This window comes from Streptomyces sp. NPDC048370 (assembly GCF_043200825.1).
Classification (GTDB): Bacteria; Actinomycetota; Actinomycetes; order Streptomycetales; family Streptomycetaceae; genus Streptomyces.
The window spans coordinates 63,767-88,182 of sequence record NZ_JBICYI010000019.1 but is presented as its reverse complement, the minus strand read 5'-3'; the positions used below and the strand labels follow the sequence as shown (position 1 = coordinate 88,182).

General features: G+C 72.8%; 23 protein-coding genes and 1 pseudogene. 16 read left to right on the top strand and 8 right to left on the bottom strand.

Annotation, left to right across the window (positions count from 1 at the left end; genetic code table 11):
* Positions 1–173: 173 nt before the first annotated feature.
* The 5 genes from ACGFYP_RS31035 (at position 174) to thpD (ending at position 4,762) form a co-directional block, all read left to right on the top strand.
* Positions 174–1,274: a pyridoxal-phosphate-dependent aminotransferase family protein gene (locus tag ACGFYP_RS31035; protein ID WP_393500821.1), complete on the top strand. Its 1,101-nt coding sequence runs from the start codon at positions 174–176 to the stop codon at positions 1,272–1,274.
* Positions 1,275–1,690: 416 nt separating this feature from the next.
* Positions 1,691–2,188, top strand: coding sequence for a diaminobutyrate acetyltransferase (gene ectA / locus ACGFYP_RS31030; protein WP_393500627.1), 498 nt, complete (start codon positions 1,691–1,693; stop codon positions 2,186–2,188).
* On the top strand, positions 2,185–3,453 hold the full coding sequence (gene ectB / locus ACGFYP_RS31025; RefSeq protein WP_393500624.1) for a diaminobutyrate--2-oxoglutarate transaminase: 1,269 nt from the start codon (positions 2,185–2,187) through the stop codon (positions 3,451–3,453). The genes ectA and ectB overlap by 4 nt, the downstream gene beginning before the upstream one ends.
* A 41-nt stretch (positions 3,454–3,494) precedes the next feature.
* On the top strand, positions 3,495–3,893 hold the full coding sequence (locus tag ACGFYP_RS31020; RefSeq protein WP_361958611.1) for an ectoine synthase: 399 nt from the start codon (positions 3,495–3,497) through the stop codon (positions 3,891–3,893).
* A 2-nt stretch (positions 3,894–3,895) separates the two neighbouring features.
* A complete protein-coding gene (thpD, locus tag ACGFYP_RS31015) occupies positions 3,896–4,762 on the top strand; it encodes an ectoine hydroxylase (protein WP_393500620.1) in 867 nt (288 codons plus the stop codon).
* A gap of 88 nt (positions 4,763–4,850) precedes the next feature.
* Here thpD and ACGFYP_RS31010 read toward each other — a convergent pair whose 3' ends face one another.
* The 4 genes and pseudogenes from ACGFYP_RS31010 to ACGFYP_RS30995 form a co-directional block, all read right to left on the bottom strand.
* Entirely contained in the window at positions 4,851–5,933 is a 1,083-nt protein-coding gene (locus tag ACGFYP_RS31010) for an aminotransferase class V-fold PLP-dependent enzyme (protein ID WP_393500617.1), read from the bottom strand.
* A 332-nt stretch (positions 5,934–6,265) separates the two neighbouring features.
* On the bottom strand, positions 6,266–6,973 hold the full coding sequence (locus ACGFYP_RS31005; RefSeq protein WP_393500614.1) for a DsbA family oxidoreductase: 708 nt from the start codon (positions 6,971–6,973) through the stop codon (positions 6,266–6,268).
* Positions 6,974–7,038: 65 nt separating this feature from the next.
* Positions 7,039–7,539: pseudogene (locus ACGFYP_RS31000) on the bottom strand (GNAT family N-acetyltransferase); the annotation flags it as partial.
* A gap of 64 nt (positions 7,540–7,603) precedes the next feature.
* The gene (locus ACGFYP_RS30995; RefSeq protein ID WP_393500611.1) at positions 7,604–8,566 is read right to left on the bottom strand and encodes an AraC family transcriptional regulator; all 963 of its coding nucleotides are present in this window, start codon (positions 8,564–8,566) and stop codon (positions 7,604–7,606) included.
* Positions 8,567–8,654: 88 nt separating this feature from the next.
* Between ACGFYP_RS30995 and ACGFYP_RS30990 the strand changes: the two genes are divergently transcribed.
* Positions 8,655–9,653, top strand: a complete 999-nt coding sequence (locus ACGFYP_RS30990; RefSeq protein ID WP_393500608.1) for a zinc-dependent alcohol dehydrogenase family protein — start codon at positions 8,655–8,657, stop codon at positions 9,651–9,653.
* Between the two features lie 33 nt (positions 9,654–9,686).
* Here ACGFYP_RS30990 and ACGFYP_RS30985 read toward each other — a convergent pair whose 3' ends face one another.
* Positions 9,687–11,186, bottom strand: coding sequence for an aldehyde dehydrogenase (NADP(+)) (locus ACGFYP_RS30985; protein WP_393500606.1), 1,500 nt, complete (start codon positions 11,184–11,186; stop codon positions 9,687–9,689).
* A 114-nt stretch (positions 11,187–11,300) separates the two neighbouring features.
* Between ACGFYP_RS30985 and ACGFYP_RS30980 the strand changes: the two genes are divergently transcribed.
* The 7 genes from ACGFYP_RS30980 to ACGFYP_RS30950 all read left to right on the top strand — a co-directional run bounded on the left by ACGFYP_RS30980 (position 11,301) and on the right by ACGFYP_RS30950 (position 18,447).
* Complete coding sequence (locus ACGFYP_RS30980; RefSeq protein ID WP_361958596.1) at positions 11,301–12,071, top strand: IclR family transcriptional regulator; 771 nt, start codon at positions 11,301–11,303, stop codon at positions 12,069–12,071.
* A 93-nt stretch (positions 12,072–12,164) separates the two neighbouring features.
* The gene (locus ACGFYP_RS30975; RefSeq protein ID WP_393500602.1) at positions 12,165–13,238 is read left to right on the top strand and encodes a hypothetical protein; all 1,074 of its coding nucleotides are present in this window, start codon (positions 12,165–12,167) and stop codon (positions 13,236–13,238) included.
* Positions 13,235–14,491, top strand: coding sequence for a sensor histidine kinase (locus tag ACGFYP_RS30970; protein ID WP_393500599.1), 1,257 nt, complete (start codon positions 13,235–13,237; stop codon positions 14,489–14,491). Before ACGFYP_RS30975 ends, ACGFYP_RS30970 begins: the two co-directional genes overlap by 4 nt.
* Positions 14,492–14,520: 29 nt before the next feature.
* The gene (locus tag ACGFYP_RS30965) at positions 14,521–15,138 is read left to right on the top strand and encodes a response regulator (protein ID WP_393500818.1); all 618 of its coding nucleotides are present in this window, start codon (positions 14,521–14,523) and stop codon (positions 15,136–15,138) included.
* Between the two features lie 120 nt (positions 15,139–15,258).
* A complete protein-coding gene (locus ACGFYP_RS30960) occupies positions 15,259–16,707 on the top strand; it encodes a peptidoglycan D,D-transpeptidase FtsI family protein (RefSeq protein ID WP_393500596.1) in 1,449 nt (482 codons plus the stop codon).
* 73 nt (positions 16,708–16,780) lie between these two features.
* Positions 16,781–17,170 carry a hypothetical protein gene (locus ACGFYP_RS30955; RefSeq protein WP_393500815.1) on the top strand — a complete coding sequence of 130 codons (390 nt, stop codon included), beginning with the start codon at positions 16,781–16,783 and terminating at the stop codon, positions 17,168–17,170.
* A gap of 83 nt (positions 17,171–17,253) precedes the next feature.
* Positions 17,254–18,447, top strand: a complete 1,194-nt coding sequence (locus ACGFYP_RS30950) for an MFS transporter (RefSeq protein ID WP_393500592.1) — start codon at positions 17,254–17,256, stop codon at positions 18,445–18,447.
* Positions 18,448–18,497: 50 nt separating this feature from the next.
* On the opposite strand, the gene ACGFYP_RS30945 is transcribed toward ACGFYP_RS30950, so the two are convergent.
* Together ACGFYP_RS30945 and ACGFYP_RS30940 are read right to left on the bottom strand one after the other, a co-directional pair.
* Positions 18,498–19,646 carry a hypothetical protein gene (locus tag ACGFYP_RS30945; RefSeq protein ID WP_393500589.1) on the bottom strand — a complete coding sequence of 383 codons (1,149 nt, stop codon included), beginning with the start codon at positions 19,644–19,646 and terminating at the stop codon, positions 18,498–18,500.
* The gene (locus ACGFYP_RS30940; protein ID WP_361958582.1) at positions 19,643–20,572 is read right to left on the bottom strand and encodes a 5-dehydro-4-deoxyglucarate dehydratase; all 930 of its coding nucleotides are present in this window, start codon (positions 20,570–20,572) and stop codon (positions 19,643–19,645) included. Before ACGFYP_RS30940 ends, ACGFYP_RS30945 begins: the two co-directional genes overlap by 4 nt.
* Before the next feature lie 222 nt (positions 20,573–20,794).
* On the opposite strand from ACGFYP_RS30940, the gene ACGFYP_RS30935 reads away from it, so the two are divergent.
* The gene (locus tag ACGFYP_RS30935) at positions 20,795–21,604 is read left to right on the top strand and encodes an NAD-dependent epimerase/dehydratase family protein (protein WP_393500585.1); all 810 of its coding nucleotides are present in this window, start codon (positions 20,795–20,797) and stop codon (positions 21,602–21,604) included.
* A 205-nt stretch (positions 21,605–21,809) separates the two neighbouring features.
* Here the strand turns inward: ACGFYP_RS30935 and ACGFYP_RS30930 are convergent, their stop codons facing one another.
* Entirely contained in the window at positions 21,810–22,763 is a 954-nt protein-coding gene (locus ACGFYP_RS30930) for an AraC family transcriptional regulator (RefSeq protein WP_393500582.1), read from the bottom strand.
* A gap of 99 nt (positions 22,764–22,862) precedes the next feature.
* Here ACGFYP_RS30930 and ACGFYP_RS30925 point away from each other — a divergent pair, with 99 nt between their 5' ends.
* Positions 22,863–23,102: a hypothetical protein gene (locus ACGFYP_RS30925; RefSeq protein ID WP_361958576.1), complete on the top strand. Its 240-nt coding sequence runs from the start codon at positions 22,863–22,865 to the stop codon at positions 23,100–23,102.
* A 36-nt stretch (positions 23,103–23,138) separates the two neighbouring features.
* A complete protein-coding gene (locus ACGFYP_RS30920) occupies positions 23,139–24,377 on the top strand; it encodes a TerD family protein (protein WP_361958574.1) in 1,239 nt (412 codons plus the stop codon).
* Positions 24,378–24,416: the final 39 nt, after the last annotated feature.

The following is a 24,416-nucleotide window of genomic DNA, read 5'->3' as shown; positions in this document are numbered from 1 at the left end:
CGGATGCCCCGTCAGGGTTGTACGCGCTCGATGGGCGGATTCTGGTACGGATACGGGTTCGGGTACGGGTTCGGGTACGGGAGGAGGAACGGCGCTCCGGGGCGGCCAGGGAGCGGCTCGGTACCCTGAAAACCGACGCTCGACCCCCTTTCGAAGAAGGCACCACCGTGACCCTGACACACCCGCTGCTGGACCTCGCCCCGCTGACCGCCGCGCACTTCGCGTCCATCGAGCGGCGGGTCGCCGCCCTGCTCTCCACCGAGCAGGACGTGGTGATCACCCAGGGCGAGGCGCTGCTGCCGCTGGAGGGCTGCATCCGCAGCGGGGCCCGGCCGGGCTCGACGGCGCTGAACATCGTCACCGGTCCGTACGGTCAGACCTTCGGCAACTGGCTGCGGGACTGCGGCGCCACGGTCGTGGACCTGGAGGTGCCCTTCCACGCGGCGGTGACGGCCACCCAGGTGGAGCGTGCCCTCGCCGAGCACCCGGAGATCGACTTCGTCTCGCTCGTGCACGCGGAGGCGGCGACGGGCAACACGAACCCGGTGGCCGAGATCGGCGAGGTCGTGCGGGCGCACGGCGCGCTGTTCTACCTGGACGCGGTCGCGTCGATCGGCGCGGAGCCGGTGCTGCCGGACGCGTGGGGCGTGGACATGTGCATCATCGGCGCGCAGAAGGCGATGGGCGGTCCCGCGGGCGTCTCGGCGGTCTCGGTGAGCGAGCGGGCGTGGGAGCGGTTCGCCGCCAACCCGCGGGCACCGCGCCGTTCGTACCTCTCCCTCCTGGACTGGAAGGAGCGCTGGATCGACGGCGGCCGTACGACGCTGCTGCACGCCCCGGCGCAGCTGGAGATGCTGGCCCTGGAGGCCTGCGTGGAGCGGATCGAGTCCGAGGGCCTCGACGCGCTGATGGCCCGTCACGCGGCCGCCGCGGCCGCGACCCGCGCGGGCACGCTCGCCCTCGGCGGCGGCCTGCAGCCGTACGTCCACGAGGCGAAGGACGCGGCCCCCGTCGCGACGACGCTGCGCACCCCGGAGGGCGTGGACGCCTCGGAGCTGGTCGCCAAGGCGCTGGCGGCGGACCCGTCGCTGCCGCTGATCGCGGGCGGCGGAGCGCTGTCGAAGGAGATGATCCGGGTCAACCACTACGGCGTGGACGCGACCCCCGGCGCGGTCCGGTCCTCCTTGGCGGCCCTCGGCGCGGCCCTCGCGGAGACGGGCCGCCCGGTGGACCTGGAGGCCGCCCGCCGCGCGGTGACGGAGACGTGGGTCTAGGGCCTCTCCGGCCCTGATCCGCCGGACAGCCCCTAGACCCGGACCGGGGCCGGGCCACCCTCCATCCGCCGCCGAAATATCGCCGCGCATTCCCCGCACGCACCCATTCGCGCACATTCTCCGCACGCAATTTCCGTACGCATTATTCGAGCGAATTCCCAGTTCACCTTCCGCGTTTCTTCTGCCCGGTTTCCCGGACCCTAAACGCCAAGGTTTCATCAGTACTTCCGGCTGATTTCACGCGCTGTGACGGACTCCACATCGCGCCCTTTTCACCCCCATTTATACGGGCAAAACGGCACCGGTTCACGCCCGCGCGAATAACACATCGAGCATCTCCCGCACACCCCTCCGCCCGATGCAATCCGCGAATTCCATCGGTAAATTCCCTCGCCATGACCGCAGCACAAGCAGCCATGACACTGGAAAGCCCACGCGTGGAGGACGGAGCCGCGATCTGGCGCATCGCCCGCGATTCCCGGGCGCTGGACCTGAACTCCTCGTACAGCTACTTGCTGTGGTGCCGCGACTTCTCCGCCACCTCGCTGGTCGCGCGCGCCGCAGACGGCGATCCGGTCGCCTTCGTCACCGGATACCTGCGCCCCGACCGGCCCGGCACCCTCGTCGTCTGGCAGATCGCCGTCGACGAGACCCACCGCGGGCGGGGCCTGGCCGGGGTACTGCTCGACGCGCTGACCGCCCGGGTCTCCCCGGAGGCCGTCGAGACGACCGTCACGCCCGACAACACGCCCTCGGACCGGCTCTTCACCGCGTACGCCGCCCGGCACGGACTCCGCCTGGAGCGCGAGGTCCTCTTCGACGGGCGCCTGTTCCCCGACACCGCCGACGGCGCCCACCAGCCCGAAGTCCTGTACCGCATGAGCCCCTTCCACACCCCTGGAGCTTCGCTGTGACCATCACCCCTCCCGAACTGAGCGTCTTCGAGACCCTGGAGTCGGAGGTGCGCAGCTACTGCCGCGGCTGGCCCACCGTCTTCGACCGCGCGCAGGGCGCGCGCCTCACCGACGAGGACGGGCACGAGTACCTGGACTTCTTCGCGGGCGCGGGCTCGCTCAATTACGGCCACAACAATCCCGTACTGAAACGGGCGTTGATCGACTACCTGGAGCGCGACGGGATCACCCACGGTCTCGACATGGCGACCACCGCCAAGCGGACCTTCCTGGAGACCTTCCAGGAGGTCGTGCTGAAGCCTCGCTCGCTGCCCTACAAGGTGATGTTCCCGGGACCGACCGGGACCAACGCCGTGGAGTCCGCGCTGAAACTGGCGCGGAAGGTGAAGGGCCGCGAGTCCGTCGTCTCCTTCACCAACGCCTTCCACGGGATGTCGCTCGGTTCGCTCGCCGTCACCGGAAACGCCTTCAAGCGCGCCGGGGCCGGGATTCCGCTGGTGCACGGCACGCCGATGCCGTTCGACCACTATCTCGACGGGCGGACTCCGGACTTCCTCTGGTTCGAGCGGCTGCTCGACGACCAGGGTTCGGGTCTGAACAAGCCGGCCGCGGTGATCGTGGAGACGGTCCAGGGCGAGGGCGGCATCAACGTGGCCAGGGCCGAGTGGCTGCGGGCGCTCGCCGATCTGTGCCGGCGCCAGGACATGCTGCTGATCGTCGACGACATCCAGATGGGCTGCGGCCGTACCGGCGCCTTCTTCTCCTTCGAGGAGGCCGGCATCACCCCGGACATCGTCACGCTGTCGAAGTCGATCAGCGGGTACGGGCTGCCGATGTCGCTCTGCCTGTTCCGGCCGGAGCTGGACGTCTGGGAGCCCGGCGAGCACAACGGCACCTTCCGGGGCAACAACCCGGCCTTCGTGACCGCCGCCGCCGCGCTCGACACGTACTGGGCCGACGGCCAGATGGAGAAGCAGACCCTGGCACGCGGCGAGCAGGTCGAGCAGGCGCTGCTCGCCCTCTGCGAGGAGAACTCCGCCGACGGCGCGCACTACCGGGGCCGGGGCCTGGTGTGGGGTCTGGAGTTCGCCGACCGGGCCCGGGCGTCGAAGGTCTGCGCCCGCGCCTTCGAGCTGGGGCTCCTGCTGGAGACCTCGGGCCCGGAGAGCCAGGTCGTCAAGCTCCTCCCGCCGCTGACCATCACCCCGGAGGAGCTGGACGAGGGGCTGCGCACGCTGTCCCGCGCGGTCCGCGAGACCGTCTGAACCTTCCGTAACACCGCTAGACGCAAGGGAGTTGCAGCACCGTGATCGTCCGATCGTTCAAGGACATCGAGAACACCGACCGCCATGTGAAGGCGAGGTCCGGCACCTGGGAGAGCAAGCGGATCGTCCTCGCCAAGGAGCGGGTCGGCTTCTCGCTCCACGAGACCGTGCTCTACGCGGGCACCGAGACGTCCATGTGGTACGCCAACCACATCGAGGCCGTCCTGTGCGTGGAGGGCGAGGCCGAGCTGACGAACGACGAGACCGGCGAGACGCACTGGATCGCGCCGGGCACGATGTACCTGCTCGACGGCCACGAGCGGCACACCCTGCGTCCCAAGACCGACTTCCGCTGCGTCTGCGTCTTCAACCCCCCGGTCACCGGGCGCGAGGACCACGACGCGAACGGGGTCTACCCCCTGCTGACGGAGGAGGGCTGATCATGACGGACGTCCTGACCGACCTGTACCCGACCCGAGGCACCTCCGAGGTGCTCACGCCCCGCCGGGACCCGGTGGTGTGGGGCGACGCCCCGGGCCTCGAGTCGTACGACCGGGACGGCTTCCTCGTCGAGCCGGAACTGCTGGCCGACGACGAGGTCGCCGTGTACCGACGCGAGCTGGACCGGCTGGTCGCCGATCCCGCCGTACGGTCCGATCCGCGGGCGATCGTCGAGTCGCGGTCGGCGACCGTACGGTCCGTCTTCGAGGTGCACCGGATCAGCGAGATCTTCGCCGGCCTGGTCCGGGACGAGCGGGTGGTGGGCCGGGCCCGCGAGATCCTCGGCTCGGACGTGTACGTCCACCAGTCGCGGATCAACGTGAAGCCGGGCTTCGGCGCCTCCGGGTTCTACTGGCACTCGGACTTCGAGACCTGGCACGCGGAGGACGGGCTGCCGCGCATGCGCACGGTCTCGGTGTCGATCGCGCTGACCGAGAACCACGACACCAACGGCGGCCTGATGATCATGCCGGGCTCGCACCGGACGTTCCTCGGCTGCGCGGGCGCGACGCCGCAGGACAACTACAAGCGCTCGTTGCAGATGCAGGACGCGGGCACCCCGTCGGACGAGGCGCTGACCTCGCTCGCGGACGCGCACGGCATCCGGCTCTTCAAGGGCCGGGCGGGCTCGGCGACCTGGTTCGACTGCAACGCGATGCACGGCTCGGGCGACAACATCACGCCGTATCCGCGCAGCAACGTCTTCATCGTCTTCAACAGCGTGGAGAACGCGGCGGTGGAGCCGTTCGCGGCGCCGGTGCGGCGGCCTGAGTTCATCGGGGCGCGGGACTTCACGCCGGTGCGCTGAGGGCCGGGCCGGGGCTGAGGCTGGGGCTGAGGCCGGGGCTGATGCGGGGGGAGGGGGCCGAACGGGTCCCCTCCCCCCGAGCCGCGTCTCAGCCCGCCAGGACCTCCAGGGCGCGGTCGACGTCCGCCGGGCCGTTGTAGAGGTGGAAGGACGCCCGCAGGTTGCCCGCGCGGGCGGACATCAGGACGTCCGCGGCCCGCAGGTCGGGCAGCCGGTCGCCGAGGCCGGGGACGCCCACCACGCCGGAGACGTCCGGCACGGGGGCGTGGCCGAGCTCCACGAGCCCGGCCCGGAAGCGGGCGGCGAGGGCCTTGTTGTGGGCCTCGATCCGCTCGATGCCGATCTCTTCGAGCAGCGCGAGCGAGCGGGCCGCGCCGTGGTACGAGAGGAAGGCCGGGGGTTCGTCGAACCGCCGTGCGGAGCGGGCCAGTTCGCGCACGGGACCGTAGGTGTTGGCCCACAGCTCCTCGCCCGTGACCCAGCCCGCGTGGATCGCCGTCAGCGACTCCTGCGCCTCCTCCGTGACGGTGAGGAAGGATGCCCCGCGCGGGCAGAGCAGGAACTTGTAGCCGCCGGCCACCGTGTAGTCCCACTCCCCCGCGCGCAGCGGCAGCCAGCCCGCCGACTGGGTGGCGTCGAGGAGCGTACGGGCGCCGTGGGCGGCCGCCGCGGCCCGTACCGCCGCGAAGTCCACCGTCCGGCCGTCCGCCGACTGCACGGACGAGAAGGCGACGAGCGCGGTGTCGGGGCCGACGGACTCCGCGAGCCGCTCCAGCGGCACGAAGCGCGTCCTGAGGTCGCCGCGCACCGTGAACGGCGTGATCAGGGAGGAGAAGTCGCCCTCGGGGAAGAGGATCTCGGCGCCCGCGGGCATCGACTGCGCGATCATGCCGACGTGGACGGAGACGGAGCTGCCGACGGCGACCCGGTCCGGGTGGACGGCCGTGAGCCGGGCGAAGGCGGCGCGGGCCTCGTCGACGGTGTCGAAGCTGCCGGAGCCGTCCGGGTTACCCGCCGCGACCTCCTCGCAGAGCAGGGCGACGGCCTCGACGGTACGGCGCGGGAGCAGCGCGCACGTGGAGGTGTTGAGATACGTCCCCCGGGGCGCGAACTCGGCTCCGCCGAGGGGTTCCATGACATCCGTGACCTGCGTGACATGCGTGGCATCCATGGGACCAGCCTGGGCTTCCCCCGCTCCCTCGTCAATGGCGAATGATCATGGGGAAGCCCCAACCGGCGCTTATAAGCCCAGGTCCGAGGCGTACGCGGCTCCAGGGTCTCTCGACGAGAGGCCCTAGGGAGTGTCCGGAAAGTATGGTCGTCCGCCCGAAGGGCGGGGCTCGCGGCGTCCGGTGCGTGCGATCGCAAGGCGCCGGGATGCTCTCGTAGCGGAGCTACGTGGGCATTTCGGCAACGCGGCGTGGGGGCACCTCCCGTGCCCGAAGGGCTACGGGGGAGTGCGTGCCGGGCGTCGCGAGCCAGGCCAGACTTTCCGGACGCGACCTAGCAGTTGCCGTCCACGTCGCAGGCCGGAGCCGTCGTGTCGGCGTCGGCGCCGACCGGCTGGAGGACCGTCCGGCCCTGCCAGGCCTGCTCCAGGGCCTGCGTGAAGACCTCGGCGGGCTGGCCGCCGGAGATGCCGTAGCGGCGGTCGAGGACGAAGAACGGGACGCCGTTCGCGCCCAGTTCGGCCGCCTCGCGCTCGTCCTCCCGTACCGCCTGCGCGTACGCGGTCTCGTCGGCGAGCACGGCCCGGACCTCGGTCTCGTCGAGGCCGGCCTCGACCCCGAGCCGGACGAGCGTCTCGGCGTCGAAGACGGACCGCTCCTCGGCGAAGTTGGCGCGGTAGGCGAGGTCGAGCAGCTCGTTCTGCCGGCCGCGCTCCTTGGCGAGGTGGAGCAGGCGGTGGATGTCGAAGGTGTTGCCGTGGTCGCGGCCCTCGGTGCGGTAGCCGAGCCCCTCGGAGTGCGCGTTGGAGGCGACGTGGGCCTCCATGGCGCGGGCCTCGTCCAGGGTCCGGCCGTACTTCTTCGCCAGCATGTCGAGCACCGGCCCGGTGTCGCCCTTGGCCCGGTTCGGGTCGAGCTCGAAGGAGCGGTGCACGACCTCGATCTCGTCGCGGTGGGCGAATGCCGCGAGCCCCTTCTCGAAGCGGGCCTTGCCGATGTAGCACCACGGGCAGGCGATGTCGCTCCAGATCTCGACGCGCATGTTCTTGCTTCTCTCCGGGTTCGTTCGGGGTGTACCGAGGGCGGGAACGCCCACCCCCGCCGGATTCATTCCGCTCCGGGCGCCAGTGTGAGGCGGAGCACGAGGTGGGTGCCGGAGCGGGGGGTGTCGGGGTCGGGGGTCCAGGCGTGGGCGGTGTAGAAGGCCCGGGCCCGCTCGTTCTTCTCGAAGACCAGCAGGCGGGCCTCGGTGATGCCCTCCGCGCGCCAGACGTCCAGGCAGGCCGTGTGCAGCTCGGTGCCGACGCCCCGGCGCCAGTGGGCGGGGCGGACGTGGAGCTGCGTGAGCGTGACCGTACCCTCGCCCCTGCTGTACGCGGCGACACCGGCCGGCTCGCCGTCCCGCTCGGCCACGAGCACGTCGCCCCGGTCCACGGCCCTGCTCCACCCCTCCCGGGAGCGGGCGAGCTCCTCGGGTCCTGCGAACTCGGTGTCGGGGAGGTGGCCGCTGTAGTACGTGGAGCGGGCCTCCAGGTGCAGGGCGGCTATGGCGTCGAGGTCATCGGGCGTCGCGGTTCTGATCATGACAACGGGGACGCGCGCGGCCCGGCGGTGGTTGCGAGCCCGGGCCCGGGGTGGCGCCCGGCGGGAGGCCTCCGCCGGAGCGGCCGCCCTACGCCCCCTTGCGGTACCGTCCCGGCGCCATCCCGTACTCCCGCTTGAACGCCTTGGCGAAGGCGAACTCCGAGGCGTAGCCGGATCGTTGGGCCACCGTACGAAGCGGGGTGTCGTCCGCGCGGAGCAGCCGCCCGGCCGTCGTCATGCGCCACCACGTCAGGTACGCGAGCGGCGGCCGGCCCACCAGCTGGGTGAAGCGGCGGGCGAAGGCGGCCCGCGAGAGGCCGCCCTCGGCGCCGAGCTCCTCCACCGTCCAGGGCCTGGCCGGGTCCGCGTGGATCGCGCGGAGTGCGGCGGTCACGACCGGGTCGCTCAGGGCTGCGGACCAGCCGGTGCTCCGGTCCGGGCGCTCGGTCAGCCACCAGGTGCGCAGCATCAGCAGGAGCAGCGTGTCGAGCAGGGCGGGCACGAGCGCGTCGGATCCCGGCTGCGGGTCGGCGAGTTCGGTACCGAGCAGGTCGACCGCCGCGCGAAGCCGGGGGTGGGCGCCGACCCGGGCCGGGATGTGCACGAACGGCGGCAGCTCGGTGAAGAGGGGATGCGCCCTGGCCCTGCTCACCTGGTACGCGCCGCAGAGCAGCAGGGTCTCGTCACCGCCGACGGGCTCGCGGTTCGGCGGCGTGGGCCAGGAGCCGTCGGGGGCCCGCACGGCGTCCACGAGCGGGGCGTCGGGGCTGCCGGCGAGCCCGTGACCGGTGCCGTGCGCGAGCAGCACCACGTCCCCGGGCCGGAGCCGGACGGGTTCGACGGGTTCGACGGGACAGACGGGACTGACGGGGTCGGCCGCAGCGGTCCCGGCGTCCGGCGGGATGAGCCAGGCCGTGCCCTGGACCACCACATGGAAGCCCGCGCCGGGCCCCGGCGGGAAACGGACGCCCCACGAGCCGGAGTTGACGGTACGGGAGGAGTGCGGGCGCCCGGTGCGCATCGCCGCCACGGCATCGCTGAGTACGTCCATGGCCCGCACCGTACTGCGATACGCGCGGACATGGTGCGGAGGTTCTGAAACATGGTTCGTCTCACCCCGCCTGCCTACGGTCGATGCCATGACGAATCGACAGATGACACGCGCGGTGCTGTTCCACGAGCTCGGCGGACCGGAGGTCCTGAGGGTGGAGGAGGTCCCGCTGCCCGCGCCAGGACCGGGCGAGGTGCTCCTGCGGGTCGAGGCGATCGGCCTCAACCGCGCCGAGGCCCTGTTCCGCGCGGGCACCTACTACTACCGGCCCACGCTCCCCGGCTCCCGGCTCGGCTACGAGGCGGCGGGCGTGGTCGAGGCGGTCGGCGCGGGCGTGACCGCGTACGCCGTCGGTGACCCGGTCATGGCGGCCGCCAACTTCGACTTCGGGGTCCACGGGGTGCACGCGGAGCGCGTGGTGCTGCCCGAGGAGTACCTGGTGCCGAGGCCCGAGGGCGTGGACGCGGTGACCGCCGCCGCCTCGTGGCTGACGTACTCGACCGCGTACGGCGGCATGGTCGAGGCGGGCGGGCTGCGCCCCGGTGACCCGGTGGTGATCACGGGGGCGTCCAGCGGGGTCGGGACGGCCGCGATCCAGGTGGCGCTGCGGACCGGAGCGGTGCCGATCGCCACGACGCGCGGCGAGGGCAAGCGACAGCGGCTGCTCGACCTGGGCGCTGCGCGGGTGATCACGACCGGGAGCGAGGACGTCGTGAAGGAGGTCCGGCGCTTCACCGGGGGCCGGGGCGCGCGGGTCGTGTTCGACGCGATCGGCGGGCCGGGCTTCGCGGAGCTCGGGAACGCCCTGGAGCCGGACGGTACGGCGGTGCTGTACGGCTGGCTCGACCACCGGCCGGCCACGCTGTCGATGAACTGGCCGCTCACCGTGCGGGGTTACGCCAACGGCGCGGTGGTGCGCACGGAGGAGGGGCGGCGCCGGATGGCCGGGTTCATCGGCTCGGGTCTGCGCGACGGCTCGCTGGCGCCGGTGATCGCCGAGACCTTCGAGGGTCTGGAGCGGATCACCGACGCCCATCGGCTGATGGAGTCCAACACGCACACGGGCAAGATCGTGGTGCGGGTGTGAGCCGGACCCCCGGCACCCCCGGCGACCCGTTCCTCAGCGGCGCGGCAGCCCCAGCGGGTTGCCGTCGCGCAGCTCCGGCGGGAGCAGGTGCTGCGGGGTCGACTGGTAGGTGACCGGGCGCAGCCAGCGTTCGATCGCGGTCGCGCCGACCGAGGTGGACGTGGAGGTGGTGGCCGGGTAGGGACCGCCGTGGTGCTGCGCCGCCGCCACCGCCACGCCCGTCGGCCAGCCGTTGACGAGCACGCGGCCCGCCAGCGGGGTCAGTTCGGCGAGCAGGGAGGCGGCCTCGGGGTCCTCCTCGGCCATCTGGAGCGTGGCGGTGAGGTTGCCGGGGAGCAGGGCGAGGACCGCGGTGATCTCCTCCCGCGAGGCGTAGCGGGCGACCAGGGTCACGGGCCCGAAGTACTCGTGCAGGAGCGAGCCGTGCCCGCCCTTGAGCAGGGTCTCGGCCTCGAAGGTCAGGAAGCCCGCCGTGACGGTGTGCGGCCCGCCGGGGCCCGGGTGGACGGGCGCGGTGACGCCGTCGATCCGGGCGAGCTCGTAGGTCCCGGTGAGGAACTGGCCCCGCATCCGGTGGTCGAGCATCACACCGGGCTCGGACTCGCCGATGGCGTCCGTGAGGGCGGCCACGAAGCGGTCGCCCGCCTCGCCCGTGGGCGCCAGGACGAAGCCGGGCTTGGTGCAGAACTGCCCCTGGCCCAGGGTCACGGAGCCCGCGAGTCCGGCCCCGATCTCCGCGGCCCGCTCCTCGGCGGCGGCCTCGGTGACGACGACCGGGTTGAGGGAGCCGAGCTCGCCGTGGAACGGGATGGGCACGGGCCGGGCGGCCGCCGCGTCGAAGAGCGCCCGTCCGCCCCGGACCGAGCCGGTGAAGCCGGCGGCCGCGACGAGCGGGTGGCGGACCAGCTCGACTCCGGCGTCGAAGCCGTGGACGAGGACGACGACGTCCTCGGGGAGACCGACCTTGGCCGCGGCCCGCCGGAGCAGGCCCGCGCAGAGCTCGGAGGTGGCCGGGTGGTCGGGGTGGGCCTTGACCACGACGGGGCAGCCGGCCGCGAGGGCGCTGGCGGTGTCTCCGCCGGGGACGGAGAAGGCGAGCGGGAAGTTGCTGGCGGCGTAGACGGCGACGACGCCGAGCGGGATCTTCCAGCGGCGCAGGTCGGGGCGGGGCGGGGTGGTCGTGGGGTCGGGCAGGTCGATCCGTACGTCGAGGAAGGAGCCCTCGTCGACGACGTCCGCGAAGGCCCGCAACTGGGCAGTGGTGCGCGCGAGTTCACCGGTGAGCCGGACCGGACCGAGCGCCGTCTCGGCGTCGGCGGTCTCGACGACGTCCGGTCGGGCCTCCTCCAGGAGGTCCGCCGCGGTACGGAGCAGGGCGGCCCGTACCGTACGGTCGGCGAGGGCCGCGCGGGTGGCGGCCGCCGCGGTGACCGCCCGGTCGACGTCCTCGACTGTGGCCTCCACCGCAACCTGTTCCCGCGGCTTCCCCGTCCGGGGGTCCACACTCCACACTGGTTCAGCTGCCACGGCCATGCCCCTCTTCACGCCCCGTTCGCTATTCTGAACAGAGTTCCAGTAGATGAATCTGGACTCTATTGACGGGTGTGCCGACTCCACAAGAGGCACCAGGGGAGAGGGGTGAGGGCAATGTCGACAGCCGACACGGGCGGGGCCCAGGTCAAGTCCGCAGTGCGCACCGTGGAGTTGCTCGAGTATTTCGCGGGGCGCCCCGGAATGCACTCGTTGGCCGCCGTCCAGGAGGCCGTCGGTTACCCCAAGTCCAGTCTGTACATGCTGCTGCGCACCCTGGTCGAGCTCGGCTGGGTGGAGACGGACGCGACGGGCACGCGGTACGGCATCGGCGTCCGGGCGCTGCTCGTCGGGACGTCGTACATCGACGGCGACGAGGTGGTGGCCGCCGCCCGGCCCACCCTCGACCGACTCTCCGACGACACCACCGAGACCATCCACCTCGCCCGGCTCGACGGCACCAACGTGGTCTATCTGGCGACCCGTCAGTCCCAGCACTACCTGCGGCCGTTCACCCGCGTCGGACGTCGGCTGCCCGCCCACTCGACCTCCCTGGGCAAGGCGCTGCTCGCCACCCACAGCGACGAGCAGGTCCGCAAGATGCTCCCGGAGACGCTGCCGCCGCTGACCGAGCACACGATCACCGACCGCGAGAAGCTCATCGAGGAGCTGCACCTCATCCGCGAGCAGGGCTACGCGGTGGACCGCGAGGAGAACACCCTCGGGCTGCGCTGCTTCGGCATCGCGATCCCCTACCGCACCCCGGCGCGCGACGCGATCAGCTGCTCGGTGCCGGTGGCCCGGCTCACCCCGGGCCACGAGCAGATGATCAAGGACGCCCTCTTCGACGCCCGCGACCGCCTGACCCTGGCGACGCGCAGGCTCTGACGCCTCGGACGACCGGCCTCTCCGCCGTAAGGGGGAGGCGGTTCGTCGGCGGGCAGGACGTGCCGGGCGGGGCCCGCGCGGGAGCGTGGAGCCATGACACGGACCTCCGCTCCCCGCCCCGACTCTCCCCGCCCTGACGCTCCCCTCCCCGGCACTCCCCGCCCTGACGCCCCCCTCCCCGGCACTCCCCGCCCCACCGCTCCGGCGGCGCCCACGGGCCGCCCGAGCCTCGCCCGCCGGATCCTGCGCGCCCTCGCCGTCCTCGCCTGCGTCCCGTACATCTCGATCAAGATCGCCTGGGTGGCGGGGAGCGAGATCGGGATCCCCGCCGGGAGCGTGCTCCTGGAGAACCGGGGGCTGATGGCCGCCGCCAACACCGTCTCGGCGGTGATGGACGCGGTGGTCGTGGTCCTCGTCCTGCTGCTGACCCAGCCGTGGGGGCGGCGTGTGCCGGCCTGGCTGCTCGCCTTCCCGATGTGGGCGGCGAGCGGCCTGCTCGCCCCGATCATGGTCGGCTTCCCGACCCAGATCGTCATCGGACTCCTCAGCACCCCGGACCCCACGGCCGCTCCGCGCGAACCGTTCCTCGACGAATGGGTCTTCGGGGTCGTCTACGCCGGCTTCATCCTCCAGGGGCTCGCCCTCGGCACCCTCTTCGTCCTCTACGCCCGTGACCGCTGGGGCCATGTCTGGCGCGGCACCCTGGGCGACCTGCCCGCTCGGCTCTGCGGCACGGGTGCACGCGTCACCGCCGTCGTGGCCTCGCTGCTCGCCCTGGCGCCCATGGCCGTCCATCTGATGTGGGGGCTCGGTTCGACGCGTGGCCTCTCGGCGCAGGAGATCACCCGGCGCACCGGCGACTTCTACGTTCTGGAGTGGATGCGCACCCTGTTCTTCGCCGTCGCCGTGGTCACCGTGCTGCTGCTTGTCTTCGGGCGGGCCCGGTCGCTGTCGCTCCGTACGGCCCTGGGACTTGCCTGGGTCGGCTCGGGCGCGGCGGGGTGCTGGGGCGCGTACATGACGCTGGTGTCGTTCATGCCGGACACCGATCCGGCCAAGGCGTTCACCCGTCTCGCACAGCTGACCTACGCTGGGGAAATGATCACCGGGTTTCTGCTGGCCGGCTGCCTGGCCGCCTTCCTGCGCCGTCGGAGCGCGAGCGCGTGAGGCGTCCGCTCGGGCTGTTCCTGGGGCAGCGGGCCCGGCTCCGCTGGGTGCATCTGATCCTGGGCGGCGCCCTGTTCATGCCGTACTGGCTGGTCGGTACTGTGGTCGTGGGATGGCTCCTCGGCGGGCGGTCGATGTTCGACGCGAGCCTGACCATGCAGTTCGGGGCGTACGCGGTCGGCCTGCCGCTCGCCGCGATCACCTCGCTCTTCCCGCTGACCCGGCCGATGTCGGTGGCGGCGGCGCGGGCGCTCTGCGGGGTCGCGGGCGACGGGCTCGCGGACGGACCGGCCCGGGGGCGGAGCGCGAAAGCGCGCACGGCGGGCTGGTTCACGCTCCACCTGGGGATCGGTGCGCTGATCAGCGGGGCTTCGCTGGCCCTGCCTCCGTTCGCGGTCACCGTGATGGCCCTGCCGTTCTCGGCGTCGCTGCAGAGGTCGGAGCTGACCGCGCACTGGGGCCTGCACCGGTCGTGGCTCCCGTGGGCGGGGGTGCCCGCGGGGCTCCTCATGCTGCTCGCGCTCGCCGCCGTCGCGGCGGGCGCGGGGGCTCTCCTCGCCCGGCAGGCGCCCCGGCTGCTCGGGCCGAGCCCGGCGGACCGCCTCGCGGCGGCCGAGCGGCGCGCCGCCGAGCTGGCCGTGCGCAACCGGCTCGCCCGCGAGCTGCACGACTCCGTCGGCCACGCGCTGAGCGCGGTCACGCTCCAGGCGAGCGCGGCGCGCCGGGTCCTGGACACCGACGTGGAGTTCGTACGGGAGGCGCTGGCCGCGATCGAGGAGACGACCCGGCGCACGGTCGGCGAACTCGACTCGGTCCTCGGCCTGTTGCGCGACGGCGAGGACGACGGCGAGCTGCCCGCGCCCCGGCTCGACGCCCTGGACGCGCTGGTGCGGGGCGCCGGGCGGCACGTGGAGCTGACGGTGGCAGGGGCGCTCGACCGGGTGCCGGACGCGGTGTCGAGGGAGGCGTACCGGATCGTGCAGGAGGGCCTGACGAACGCGGCCCGGTACGCGGGCGGGGAGCGTGTGACGGCGCGGATCGCGCTGGACGACGACGAGTTGGAGATCACGATGGAGAACCCTCTGCCCGACCGCGCCCCGGTGACCCGCCCCGGCGGCGGCCGCGGCCTGCGCGGTATCGGCGAACGCGCCCGCCTGCTCGGCGGCACGTCCTCGGCGGGCCCGCTGGGCGGGGCCTGGTGCCTCACGGTGCGGCTGCCGCTCGGCCCCGCGCGGGCGGGCGGTGGCCGGTGATCCGGGTGGTGCTCGCGGACGACGAGCGGATGGTGCGGACCGCCCTGCGGGTCATCCTGGACGCCGAGCCGGATCTGGAGGTGGTGGGCGAGGCGTCGACCGGGGCCGAGGCGGTGTCGGTGGTCCGCCAGGCGCGGCCGGACGTGGTCCTGATGGACGTGCGGATGCCGGAGATCGACGGGATCCGGGCGACCGAGCAGATCCTCGCGGGGATGGCGGAGCCGCCGCGGATCGTGGTGGTGACGACCTTCGAGAACGACGCGTACGTCTACGACGCGCTGCGGGTGGGCGCGGCCGGCTTCCTGCTCAAGCGGGCCGGCGCGGACGAGCTGGTCGACGCGGTCCGGCTGGTCGCGCGCAGCGACTCGCTGCTCTACCCGGCCGCGGTACGGGGCCTGGCCGCCGAGCACGCCCGCCGCAGGCCCCCGGCGGCGCCGCCGTGGGTGGGCCGGCTGACCGAGCGGGAGGCGGAGGTGCTGCGCCTGGTGGCGACGGGCCTGACGAACGCGGAGATCGCCGGTCGGATGGGCGTCGGCCCGGCGACGGTGAAGACCCATGTGGCGGCCGTCCTGGCGAAGACGGGCGCCCGGGACCGTACGCAGGCGGTGATCCTGGCGTACGAGTCGGGCTTCGTCGGGACGCGCTGAGGTCAGGACGCCGTGACGGAGTGGCGCCGGTCACCCCCGGGCCGCCCCCGCATGAACGTTTCCTGAGAAACGGGACACACCCGGAACGGAATGCCGCCTTCCACTCGTCCCGCATATGGGATGAACAAGACGATCAGGCGCGCCTCCGTCTTCTCGCTGCTCCTGGTGCTCGCCCTGCTGGGCCGGGCGACCTGGGTGCAGGCGTACGAAGGCAAGGCCCTCGCGGACGACAAGAAGAACCGGCGGAACGTGATCGCGCAGTACGCGCAGCCGCTCGGGAACATCATCGTGGCCGGTTCGCCGGTCACGGGCTCGAAGAGGACGGAGGGTGGCGATCTCGCGTACAAGCGCGACTACACCGACGGCGCGCTCTACGCGGCCGTCACCGGCTACAGCTCACAGGCGTACGGCGCCAACCAGCTGGAGGGCATCTACTCCGACGTCCTGGACGGCACCGACACCCGGCTGAAGAACCCGCTCGACGCCCTCACCGGCAAGCAGCAGGAACCCGGTGACGTGGTCACGACGATCGACCCGGCCGTGCAGAAGGCCGCGTACCAGGCGCTCGGCTCGAAGAAGGGCGCGGCCGTCGCCATCGACCCGAAGACCGGCCGGATCCTGGGAATGGTCTCGACCCCCTCGTACGACCCGTCCGCGATCGCCGGTCTGACCGACGGCTCCACCTGGAAGCAGCTGACCGAGGACGAGGACAAGCCTCTGGTCAACCGCGCGCTGCGGCAGCCGCTGCCGCCCGGCTCGACGTTCAAGCTGGTCGTCGCCGCGGCGGCGCTCGAGAACGGGCTCTACGACTCCGTCGACACGGCGACGAAGAGCCCGAACCCGTACAAGCTGCCCGGTTCCACCCGCCACCTGGAGAACGAGAACCCCTCCGCGCCCTGCGAGAACGCCACCATCCGCACCGCGCTGCAGTACTCCTGCAACAACGTCTTCGCCAAGATCGCGGTCGACCTCGGCCAGGACAAGGTGAAGGCGATGGCGGAGAAGTTCGGCTTCAACGACAAGGAGCAGGACGTCCCCGTACGCGCCTACCCGAGTGTGTATCCGTCCGACATGGACAAGGCGCAGACGGCGCTGACCGGGATCGGTCAGTTCGATGTGACGGCGACCCCGCTGCAGATCGCCATGGTGTCCGCGGCGATTGCCAACGATGGACTCATGGCCGCGCCGCACATGGTCTCGCAGGTCGTGGACTCCGACGGCGACTCCCTCGAATCCTTCGAGGACGGGCAGACGGAGCGGATCGTCTCCTCCTCGACGGCGGAGCAGCTGCGCAGCGCGATGGTGACCGTGGTCGACAAGGGCACGGGCACGAACGCGGCGATCTCCGGCGCGGAGGTGGGCGGCAAGACCGGTACGGCACAGCACGGCGAGAACAACAGCAAGACGCCGTACGCCTGGTTCACGTCGTACGCGAAGGACGCGGACACCGGCAAGGAGGTCGCAGTGGCCGTGCTGATCGAGGACTCGGGCGCCGCCCGCTCGGAGGTCAGCGGCAACGGTCTCGCGGCTCCGGTGGCCCAGAAAATGATGAAGGCGGCGCTGAAGTAGCCTCGCGGGGCACACACTTGCGAGAAAGCGGAGGACCGCCGTGCGCCTGCCCCGTTCCCTGTCCGGCTGGACCATGGCGGTCTTCGGGCTGCTCGCCGCGTCGATGGGGGTGGTGGGTCTGGTGTCCCCGGACACCATGCTCACCACCATGGGCTTCGAGCCCATGGCCGACGGCAGCCGCGCGGACGGGGACCACACCCTCGTCTTCCTCACCGCGTCCTCGATGGCCGCACTCAATATGGGCGTGTACTACATCCTGGCCGCGCTCGCCGACTGGAAGGCCTTCTTCCGCTGGACGGTCCCGTTCCGGCTCCTGACCTGCGCCGTCTTCACCCTCGCGGTCGTCTCGGGCCGGGCGCCGGCCGGCTTCCTCGGGGTGGGCCTGTGGGAGGGCCTGGGCGCGCTGGCGACGGGCGCGGCCCTCCGGTACGAGAACCGCATCCGGAAGCAGGCCACGGCCTAGGCGCTGTCCTCCGGCGGACCCTGAGGCGACTCTAGGGAATCTGCCCGATCCGGTCCGGCCACCTCAGGGGCCAGGCTGCCGCCATGAAGTGGACAGCGGGGCTTTATCTGACGGGCGTACTGGTGTCGGGCTTCGGCACCACGGCGATGTGGCTGGCGTCGGGGATCTGGGTCAAGTCCCTGACCGGCTCGGACAGTCTGGCGGCGCTGACCGTGTTCGCCCTGTGGGCGCCCGCGCTCGTCGGTCCGCTGCTCGGCACGGTGGCCGACCGGATGCGGCGCCGGCCCCTGATGGTGTGGTCGAACGTGGCGATGGCGGCGCTGCTGCCGACGCTGCTCTGGGTCGACTCGGCGGAGCGGGTGTGGCTGCTGTTCGCGGTGCTCGTGCTGTACGGGATCCAGGGCACCGTCCACGAGGCGGCGGAGGTCGCGCTGGCCGCGAGCGCGGTCGACAAGCGGCTGCTCGGGGACTTCAACGGGCTGCGTATGACGGTCAACGAGAGCGTGAAGCTGGTCGCCCCGCTGCTCGCGGCCGGTCTCTTCGCACGGTACGGCGCGGGGCCCGTGGCGCTGCTCGACGCGGCGACGTTCGCGCTCGCGGCCGGGGTGTTCGCGCTGATGCGGGTACGGGAGGAGAAGCCGGCCCGCCCGGCCTCGGCGCACTGGCTGCGCGACACCGGGGAGGGCCTGCGCACCATCCGCGCCTCACCGGTGCTGCGCCCGCTGGTCCTGACGGGCTCGTTCACCATGCTGCTCGCCGGGGTCAACGGGGCCGCGATCTACGCCGTCGTCGACCGGGGCCTCGGCCACTCCCCCGCGTACACGGGCGTGCTGTACGCGGTCCAGGGCGCGGGCTCGGTCGTCGCGGGCCTGACGGCGGGGTCCTTGCTGCGCCGGGTGACGGGACGGACGGTGGCCGCCGCCGGTCTTGCCCTCTTCGCCCTGGCCGCGGGCGCCCGCGCCGTCCCGCACGACGGCGTGGCGCTGGTGGCGAGCGCGGTGATCGGGGTGGGTCTGCCGCTCGTCCTGGTCGCCGCGATGACGGCGGTCCAGCGGGAGGCCCCCGCGGAGGCCGTGGGCCGCACGGCCGCGACGGCGCACACCCTCCTCTTCGTCCCGAACGCGGTCGCCCTGGCGGCGGGCGCGGGCCTTGTCGCCCTCGTCGACCTCCGGGTCCTGCTGCCGCTCCTGACGGCGGCGGGGCTTGCGGGGGCGGTCGTCCTGGCGACCCGCAGGACCGCCGCCGTCGCCGGGACACGGGTCGGGGCGGACGCCTGACGCCTGAGACGGCCGCCCTTCGAGGCGCCCGCCCCGGCGCGGCAATCGCCTCAGCCCAGCGCGCGCAGGGCGTCCGCGACCGAGGCCAGGTCGGCGTCGGAGGCCAACCCCGCGTGGTAGAGGCGGAGTTCGGTGGCGCCGTCCGCCGCCGCCCGCTCGGCGTCCTCGGCGAGCGTGCCGGGGGAACCGCCCATCCCCGTCACCACACCGAAGTTGGCCGCGAGGACGGTCTCCGGGCGGGCCGCGCGGCCGAAGGGGCCCACGGATGCCGCCGGGGTGACGACGCCGTCCGCGACCGCGAGCACGTGCCCCGGGTCGGTGCCCACATCGGCGCCGCAGCGGTACGGCACCGGGTCGGCGTGGAGCAGGACCCGGAAGCCGGGCGGGGCGGCCGCGCGGACGGCGGCCACGGCGGACTCCTGGAGCGCGCGGGCGGTCCGGGTACGCCAGGCGAGCACCGGCTCCTCGAAGGCGCCGAGCTCCCCGAAGGCACCGACCTCCCCGACGGGCCCGCCCGCCCACACCGGCTCCAGCGCCCCGCGCACCGCCGCCCCCAGCGCGTCGGGGTCGACGCCGCCGTCCTCGTACCCCCGTCGGCAGGAGGGGCAGAAGCAGAGGGACATCAGGTACTGCGCGCGGTCCCCGAGCGGGACCCCCGCGGTCTTGTCGTGGGCGTGCAGGTGGGCGAGGCCGTACCAGCCGCAGGACTCCAGCTCGGTGCCGGCCGCCCCCGTCCGTACCGCCGCCTCGGCCGCGAGGTCCACGAGGTAGGCCCGGACGTCGGGTTGAGCGATGCAGGGCGCCCAGGGGTAGCGGTCGCCGTAGGCGTTGACGACCGAGGTCTCCGGACGCTCCGCGCCCAGGCGGGAGTTGTGGGCGAGGACGACCCAGGTGTGCACCGCGAGGCCCGCGTCCGTGAGCGCCCCTGCCGCCTCGCCGTACGCGTCGCCCGGCGCCCACTCCCCGGCCTCGTACGGCCGCAGGGCCCGGCCCGACCAGCGGGCGGGGTCGGGCGGGTAGAGGACGGCCGCGTGCTCGGCGGTGACGATCCGGTGCGCGGGGTGTCGGGGGGTCAACGCGCGCGTGGAGTGGTACGCGGAGGCGAGGGTGACGCTCGCGAGACCGAGGTCGGCGAGCAGCCCGGGCGCCGCCGGGTCGCCGACGACGTCCCACGGGTAGACGAAGGCTCCGGCCCTCACGCGTCACCGCCCAGCAGCGCGCGTCCGCGCTCGATGATCGTGGCGAGCTCCTTCAGGTGCTCGGGGGCGGGCTCGCTGAGCGGCGGGCGGACCTCGCCGACGTCCAGGCCGCCCATCCGTACCGCCGCCTTGACGAGCGAGACCGCGTAGCCGCGTCCCTGGGCGCGCAGTTCGACGAGGGGCCGGTAGAAGCCGTCGATGAGCCGTTCCACGGTCGCGTCGTCGCCGGTCGTGAGGGCGTGGTGGAAGGCGAGGGCGATGTCGGGGGCGAAGCAGAAGACGGCGGAGGAGTAGAGGGTGACGCCGATGCCCCGGTAGGCGAGTCCGGTGAGTTCGGCGGTCGGCAGGCCGTTGAAGTAGAGCAGGTCGAGGCCCTCGGCGCGGACGGCGCTGACGATCCGCTGCATCAGGTCGAGGTCGCCGAGGCCGTCCTTGAGGCCGATGATCCCCTCGGCTCGGGCGAGGGCGACGGCGGTCTCGGGGGTGAGGACGGCGTTGTCCCGCTGGTAGACGACGACGTCGAGCGAGGTGGCGGCGGCGAGTTCGGTGTAGTGCCGCAGGAGTCCCGCCTGGTCGGCGACGACGAGGTACGGGGGCATGGCGAGGAGCCCGTCCGCGCCGGCCTCCTCGGCGAGCCGCGCGTACCGGATCGCGAGCGCCGTGCCGTAGCCCGCCCCGGCGACGACGGGGACGCGTCCCGCGGACTCCTCGACGGCGGCGGCGACGCAGTCGCGGAACTCCTCGGGGGTCAGGGCGTGGAACTCGCCCGTTCCGCAACAGGCGAAGACCGCGGCGGCGCCCGCCTCGATGCCTCCGCGTACATGGGCGCGGAAGAGGTCGAGGTCGACGGTGCCGTCCGGGGCGAAGGCGGTGACGGGGAAGAACAGCAGGCCGTCGAGCCGTTCGGCGAGCGGGGCTGTGGTCACGGGCGCTCCCAGAGAAGTCCGTCGTGCACCGTCGTGCACAGTTCTGATTATCGTCCATATTCTTGAACACCTCAACGCTAGAGCAGCCGCGAAGCGCCGGTCAAGGAGCAAACCCGGCTCGCCTGTGCGTTCTTGACGGCCTGTGCGCGCTCTTGACGCTCGACGACCGCCCTCCCTACCGTGTCCACGGTTGTGAATGCGATCCACGGACGGAGACCTCCGATGCCCACCCCCCGCACCGTCCTGCTCACCGGCGCCGCCGGCGGCGTCGGCACGCTGATGCGCGCGCGGCTGCCCGCGTACGGCTACGAACTCCGGCTGCTCGACATGGCGCCCGTCGAGGGCGCGCCGGACGCGATCGTCGCCGACCTCGCCGACCGCGAGGCGCTGCGCGAGGCCGTCCGGGGCGTCGACGCGATCGTCCATCTCGCCGGGATCTCCCTGGAGGCCGACTTCGACGCGATCGTGGCCGCCAACATCACCGGCCTGCACCACGTCTACGAGGCCGCCCGCGAGGAGGGGGTGGGCCGGATCGTCTTCGCCTCCAGCAACCACGCCGTCGGCTTCACCCCACGGCCGCGCGAGGACGACCCGGTCATCCCCGTGGACACCCCGCACCGCCCGGACACCTTCTACGGCCTGTCCAAGTGCTTCGGCGAGGACCTGGCGCAGTACTACTGGGACAAGTACGGCCTGGAGACCGTCTCCGTACGGATCGGCTCCTGCTTCCCCGAGCCGACCTCGGTGCGGATGCTGTCGATGTGGCTGAGCCCGGCCGACTGCGCCCGTCTGCTGCACGCGACCCTCACCGCCGAGGGCGTGGGACACACCGTGGTGTACGGCTCCTCCGCCAACACCCGGCTGTGGTGGGACCTCTCCTCGGCGCGGGCGCTCGGCTACGAGCCCCAGGACGACTCGGAGCCGTACGCCGAACGGCTCGTCGCCGAGCAGGGACTGCCGAAGGAGGACGACCCGGCGGCCGCGCACCTCGGCGGCCATTTCTGCACGGAGCCGCCGCGCCGGCCGCACTGACAAGCCGCGGAAGAACAACACAAGGCCCGGCCGGACTTATGCGGGGGCGCCGGCCGGGCCCGGGTCACGACATGCGGTGGCACACGCGACACAGGGAACGTTACGGCGACGGCGCGGGGGCCCGCGATCCGCTCAGCGCGGCACCTGTCCGCGAAACGCGGCGGGTCCGCCGATCATCGCGCCGCCGATCGTCACGGCGCGATCGTCACGTCACCCATCGCCACCGCGCCGCACGCAGCGTCCGGGACGGCGTCTCCCCGAACCGGGTCCGGTACTGCGCCGCGAACCTCCCGTGGTGCGTGAAGCCCCAGCGCCAGGCCACCTCGCTCACGCTCAGCTCCCCCGGCTCCGCACCCCGCAGCTCCTCGTGGACCCGTTCGAGCCGGACGTCACGGACGTACGCCATCGGTGACATACCCACGCACTCCCGGAACGACTCCTGGAGCCTGCGCACGCCCACCCCGGCGAGTTCGGCCAGTTCGGTCGTGGTGAAGGGGTGCTCGGGGCGGGCCCGTACGGCGTCCATCGCCCGCTTGACGGGTACGGGCCGAAGCTGTCCGCCCGGGTGGGCCAGCTCGTCGCGCCAGGGGTGGTCGGCGGCCAGCAACAGGCCGTTGAGCAGGGCCTCCTGAAGGGGGCGGGCGACCAGCGCGTGCTGGGCCATGCCGTCCCCCGCGAGCGCTTCGCGCGCCACCTGGAGCGCGAAGCGCGCCCAGCCGAGACCGGGGCCGCGGGCGATGTCCAGGTACGGGGCGAAGGCGAGCCGGTCGCGGAGCGGGCGGCCGATGAGCCGTTCGAGCCGCTCGCCCAGCGCGGCCGCGTCGATCTTGACGGAGAGCGTCCGGCAGTCCCCGCTCCAGCGCTCCAGGACCGTGTCCCCGTAGGGGTCGAGCAGGACGGCCTCGGTGGCCGTCGCGACCACCGGCGCGGCGCCGCCCTGGCGCAGCTCCATCGTCCCGCCGAGCGGCGCGTTGACGTGGAACGCCCCGAGCTCGCCGAAGCGCATCCGGACGTCGGCCCCGCAGGACAGGTCGCCGATGACCAGCGGCCCGAGCTCGACGGTGTCGAACGTGGCCGCGAAGGGGCGTTCCCGCCGTTCGATGACGTCCATGAAATTGGCGTAGTAGCGCGCGTCGATCTCCTGGCGCGCCTCGTCCACGTCCCGTGTTCTGAAAGAGCTCCCACCCACGAGCCGCAAGAATACGATCACCGGCAAATCCACATGACGGGCGTGCCCGCCGAACGGCACGATGACGTCATGCCCGCACCTCATGGATTCAGCTACGAACAGCACGCGGACGGCACCGTCGTGATCACCCACCGGGGGCGCGCGGCCGGCACCCTGCGCGGGTCCCGCGCGGAGAAGTTCCTCGCCGAGGTGGGTTCGGGGGACGCCCAGCTGGTCATGGCGCGCTGGACCGGCGCGTACAAGTTCGGCAACGAGCGCACGGCCCGGAACCACCCCCGTAACCGGAGTGGCCGAAGGGACGCAAGGTAAGGGAACGGCAAAGCTGTCTCGCTCGTTACCCCTGGCATGACCGCTATGACCCCCGGCTCGAACATCCCGCTCTCCGCCGCGCGCGTGGCGGTGGATGTCGCCGCTCCGGTACGGCTCGACGTCTCGGGCCTGCTGCTCAGCGCCAACGGCAAGGTGCGCTCCGACGACGACTTCATCTTCTACAACCAGCCGACCGGCCCCGGCGTGACCTACCGCTCCGGCGGCGGCTCGGCTCCGGACGCGATCGTCGTGGACACCGGCGCGGTGCCGCCGGGCATCGAGAAGATCGTCGTCACCGCGAGCCCCGACGCCGCGGGCCAGACCTTCCAGGGCATCGAGCCCACCGCTACCCTCCGCAACGCGGACGACGGCAGCGTCCTCGCCACCTTCACCCCGCCGCAGCTCGGCGCGGAGACGGCGCTGGTGGTCGTCGAGATCTACCTCCGTAACGGCGCGTGGAAGGCGCGCGCGGTGGGCCAGGGGTACGCCAACGGCCTGGCGGGCATCGCCACCGACTTCGGCGTCTCGGTGGACGAGGAGCCGGCCGCGGCCCCCGCCGCCGCCCCGGTGGCGCCGCCCGTGGCCGCGCCGCCCGTCTCGGCCCCCGTCGACCCGCGGATCGCCGCTCCGACGCCCCCTCCGCCGCCGTCCGCTCCCCCGGTCGCCCCGGCGGCTCCGGCCGCCCCGGTCTCCACGGGCAAGATCAACCTGGACAAGGGCCGGGTCAACCTCCAGAAGAACCAGACGGTGTCCCTGGTCAAGGGCGGCCGTCCGCTCCTCACCCAGGTCAAGATGGGCCTCGGCTGGGAGCCCGCGTACCGGGGCAAGGACATCGACCTCGACGCCTCCGTCATCGCGTACGGCCCCCAGCGCAACCACCTGGACAGCTGCTACTTCGGCAAGCTCTCCATCCTGAACGGTTCGATCAAGCACTCCGGCGACAACCTGACGGGCGAGGGCGCGGGCGACGACGAGGTCATCGTCGTCGACCTCGGCCGGCTGCCCGCCGACGCCACGGGCCTGGTCTTCACGGTGAACTCGTTCACCGGCCAGAAGTTCACCGAGGTCGCCAAGGCGTACTGCCGGCTGATCGACGCGGCGACCGGCGAGGAGCTGGTCCGCTTCGACCTGACGACGGCCGAGCCGCAGACGGGCGTGATGATGGCCAAGCTCATCAAGCAGTTCTCCGGCGAGTGGGAGATGACGGCGCTCGGCGAGTTCGTGAAGTCGCGCACGGTCCGCGGCATGGTGAAGCCGGCCGCCCAGGCGCTCTGACGGTACGGGGAAGGGCCCGCCGGTCGTCCGGCGGGCCCT

Bases quoted from the DNA above. Each gene is read 5' to 3' on its own strand.
- ACGFYP_RS30985 (WP_393500606.1), bottom strand. From the start codon at position 11,186: ATGGCCGTGGCAGCTGAACCAGTGTGGAGTGTGGACCCCCGGACGGGG.
- thpD (WP_393500620.1), top strand. From the start codon at position 3,896: ATGACGGACGTCCTGACCGACCTGTACCCGACCCGAGGCACCTCCGAG.
- ACGFYP_RS30935 (WP_393500585.1), top strand. From the start codon at position 20,795: ATGCCCACCCCCCGCACCGTCCTGCTCACCGGCGCCGCCGGCGGCGTC.
- ACGFYP_RS31005 (WP_393500614.1), bottom strand. From the start codon at position 6,973: ATGCGCGTCGAGATCTGGAGCGACATCGCCTGCCCGTGGTGCTACATC.
- ectA (WP_393500627.1), top strand. From the start codon at position 1,691: ATGACACTGGAAAGCCCACGCGTGGAGGACGGAGCCGCGATCTGGCGC.
- ACGFYP_RS30960 (WP_393500596.1), top strand. From the start codon at position 15,259: ATGAACAAGACGATCAGGCGCGCCTCCGTCTTCTCGCTGCTCCTGGTG.
- ACGFYP_RS30950 (WP_393500592.1), top strand. From the start codon at position 17,254: ATGAAGTGGACAGCGGGGCTTTATCTGACGGGCGTACTGGTGTCGGGC.
- ACGFYP_RS30980 (WP_361958596.1), top strand. From the start codon at position 11,301: ATGTCGACAGCCGACACGGGCGGGGCCCAGGTCAAGTCCGCAGTGCGC.
- ACGFYP_RS30990 (WP_393500608.1), top strand. From the start codon at position 8,655: ATGACGAATCGACAGATGACACGCGCGGTGCTGTTCCACGAGCTCGGC.
- ACGFYP_RS31010 (WP_393500617.1), bottom strand. From the start codon at position 5,933: ATGGATGCCACGCATGTCACGCAGGTCACGGATGTCATGGAACCCCTC.
- ACGFYP_RS30975 (WP_393500602.1), top strand. From the start codon at position 12,165: ATGACACGGACCTCCGCTCCCCGCCCCGACTCTCCCCGCCCTGACGCT.
- ACGFYP_RS30965 (WP_393500818.1), top strand. From the start codon at position 14,521: ATGGTGCGGACCGCCCTGCGGGTCATCCTGGACGCCGAGCCGGATCTG.
- ACGFYP_RS30920 (WP_361958574.1), top strand. From the start codon at position 23,139: ATGACCGCTATGACCCCCGGCTCGAACATCCCGCTCTCCGCCGCGCGC.
- ACGFYP_RS30955 (WP_393500815.1), top strand. From the start codon at position 16,781: ATGGCGGTCTTCGGGCTGCTCGCCGCGTCGATGGGGGTGGTGGGTCTG.
- ACGFYP_RS30925 (WP_361958576.1), top strand. From the start codon at position 22,863: ATGCCCGCACCTCATGGATTCAGCTACGAACAGCACGCGGACGGCACC.
- ACGFYP_RS30995 (WP_393500611.1), bottom strand. From the start codon at position 8,566: ATGGACGTACTCAGCGATGCCGTGGCGGCGATGCGCACCGGGCGCCCG.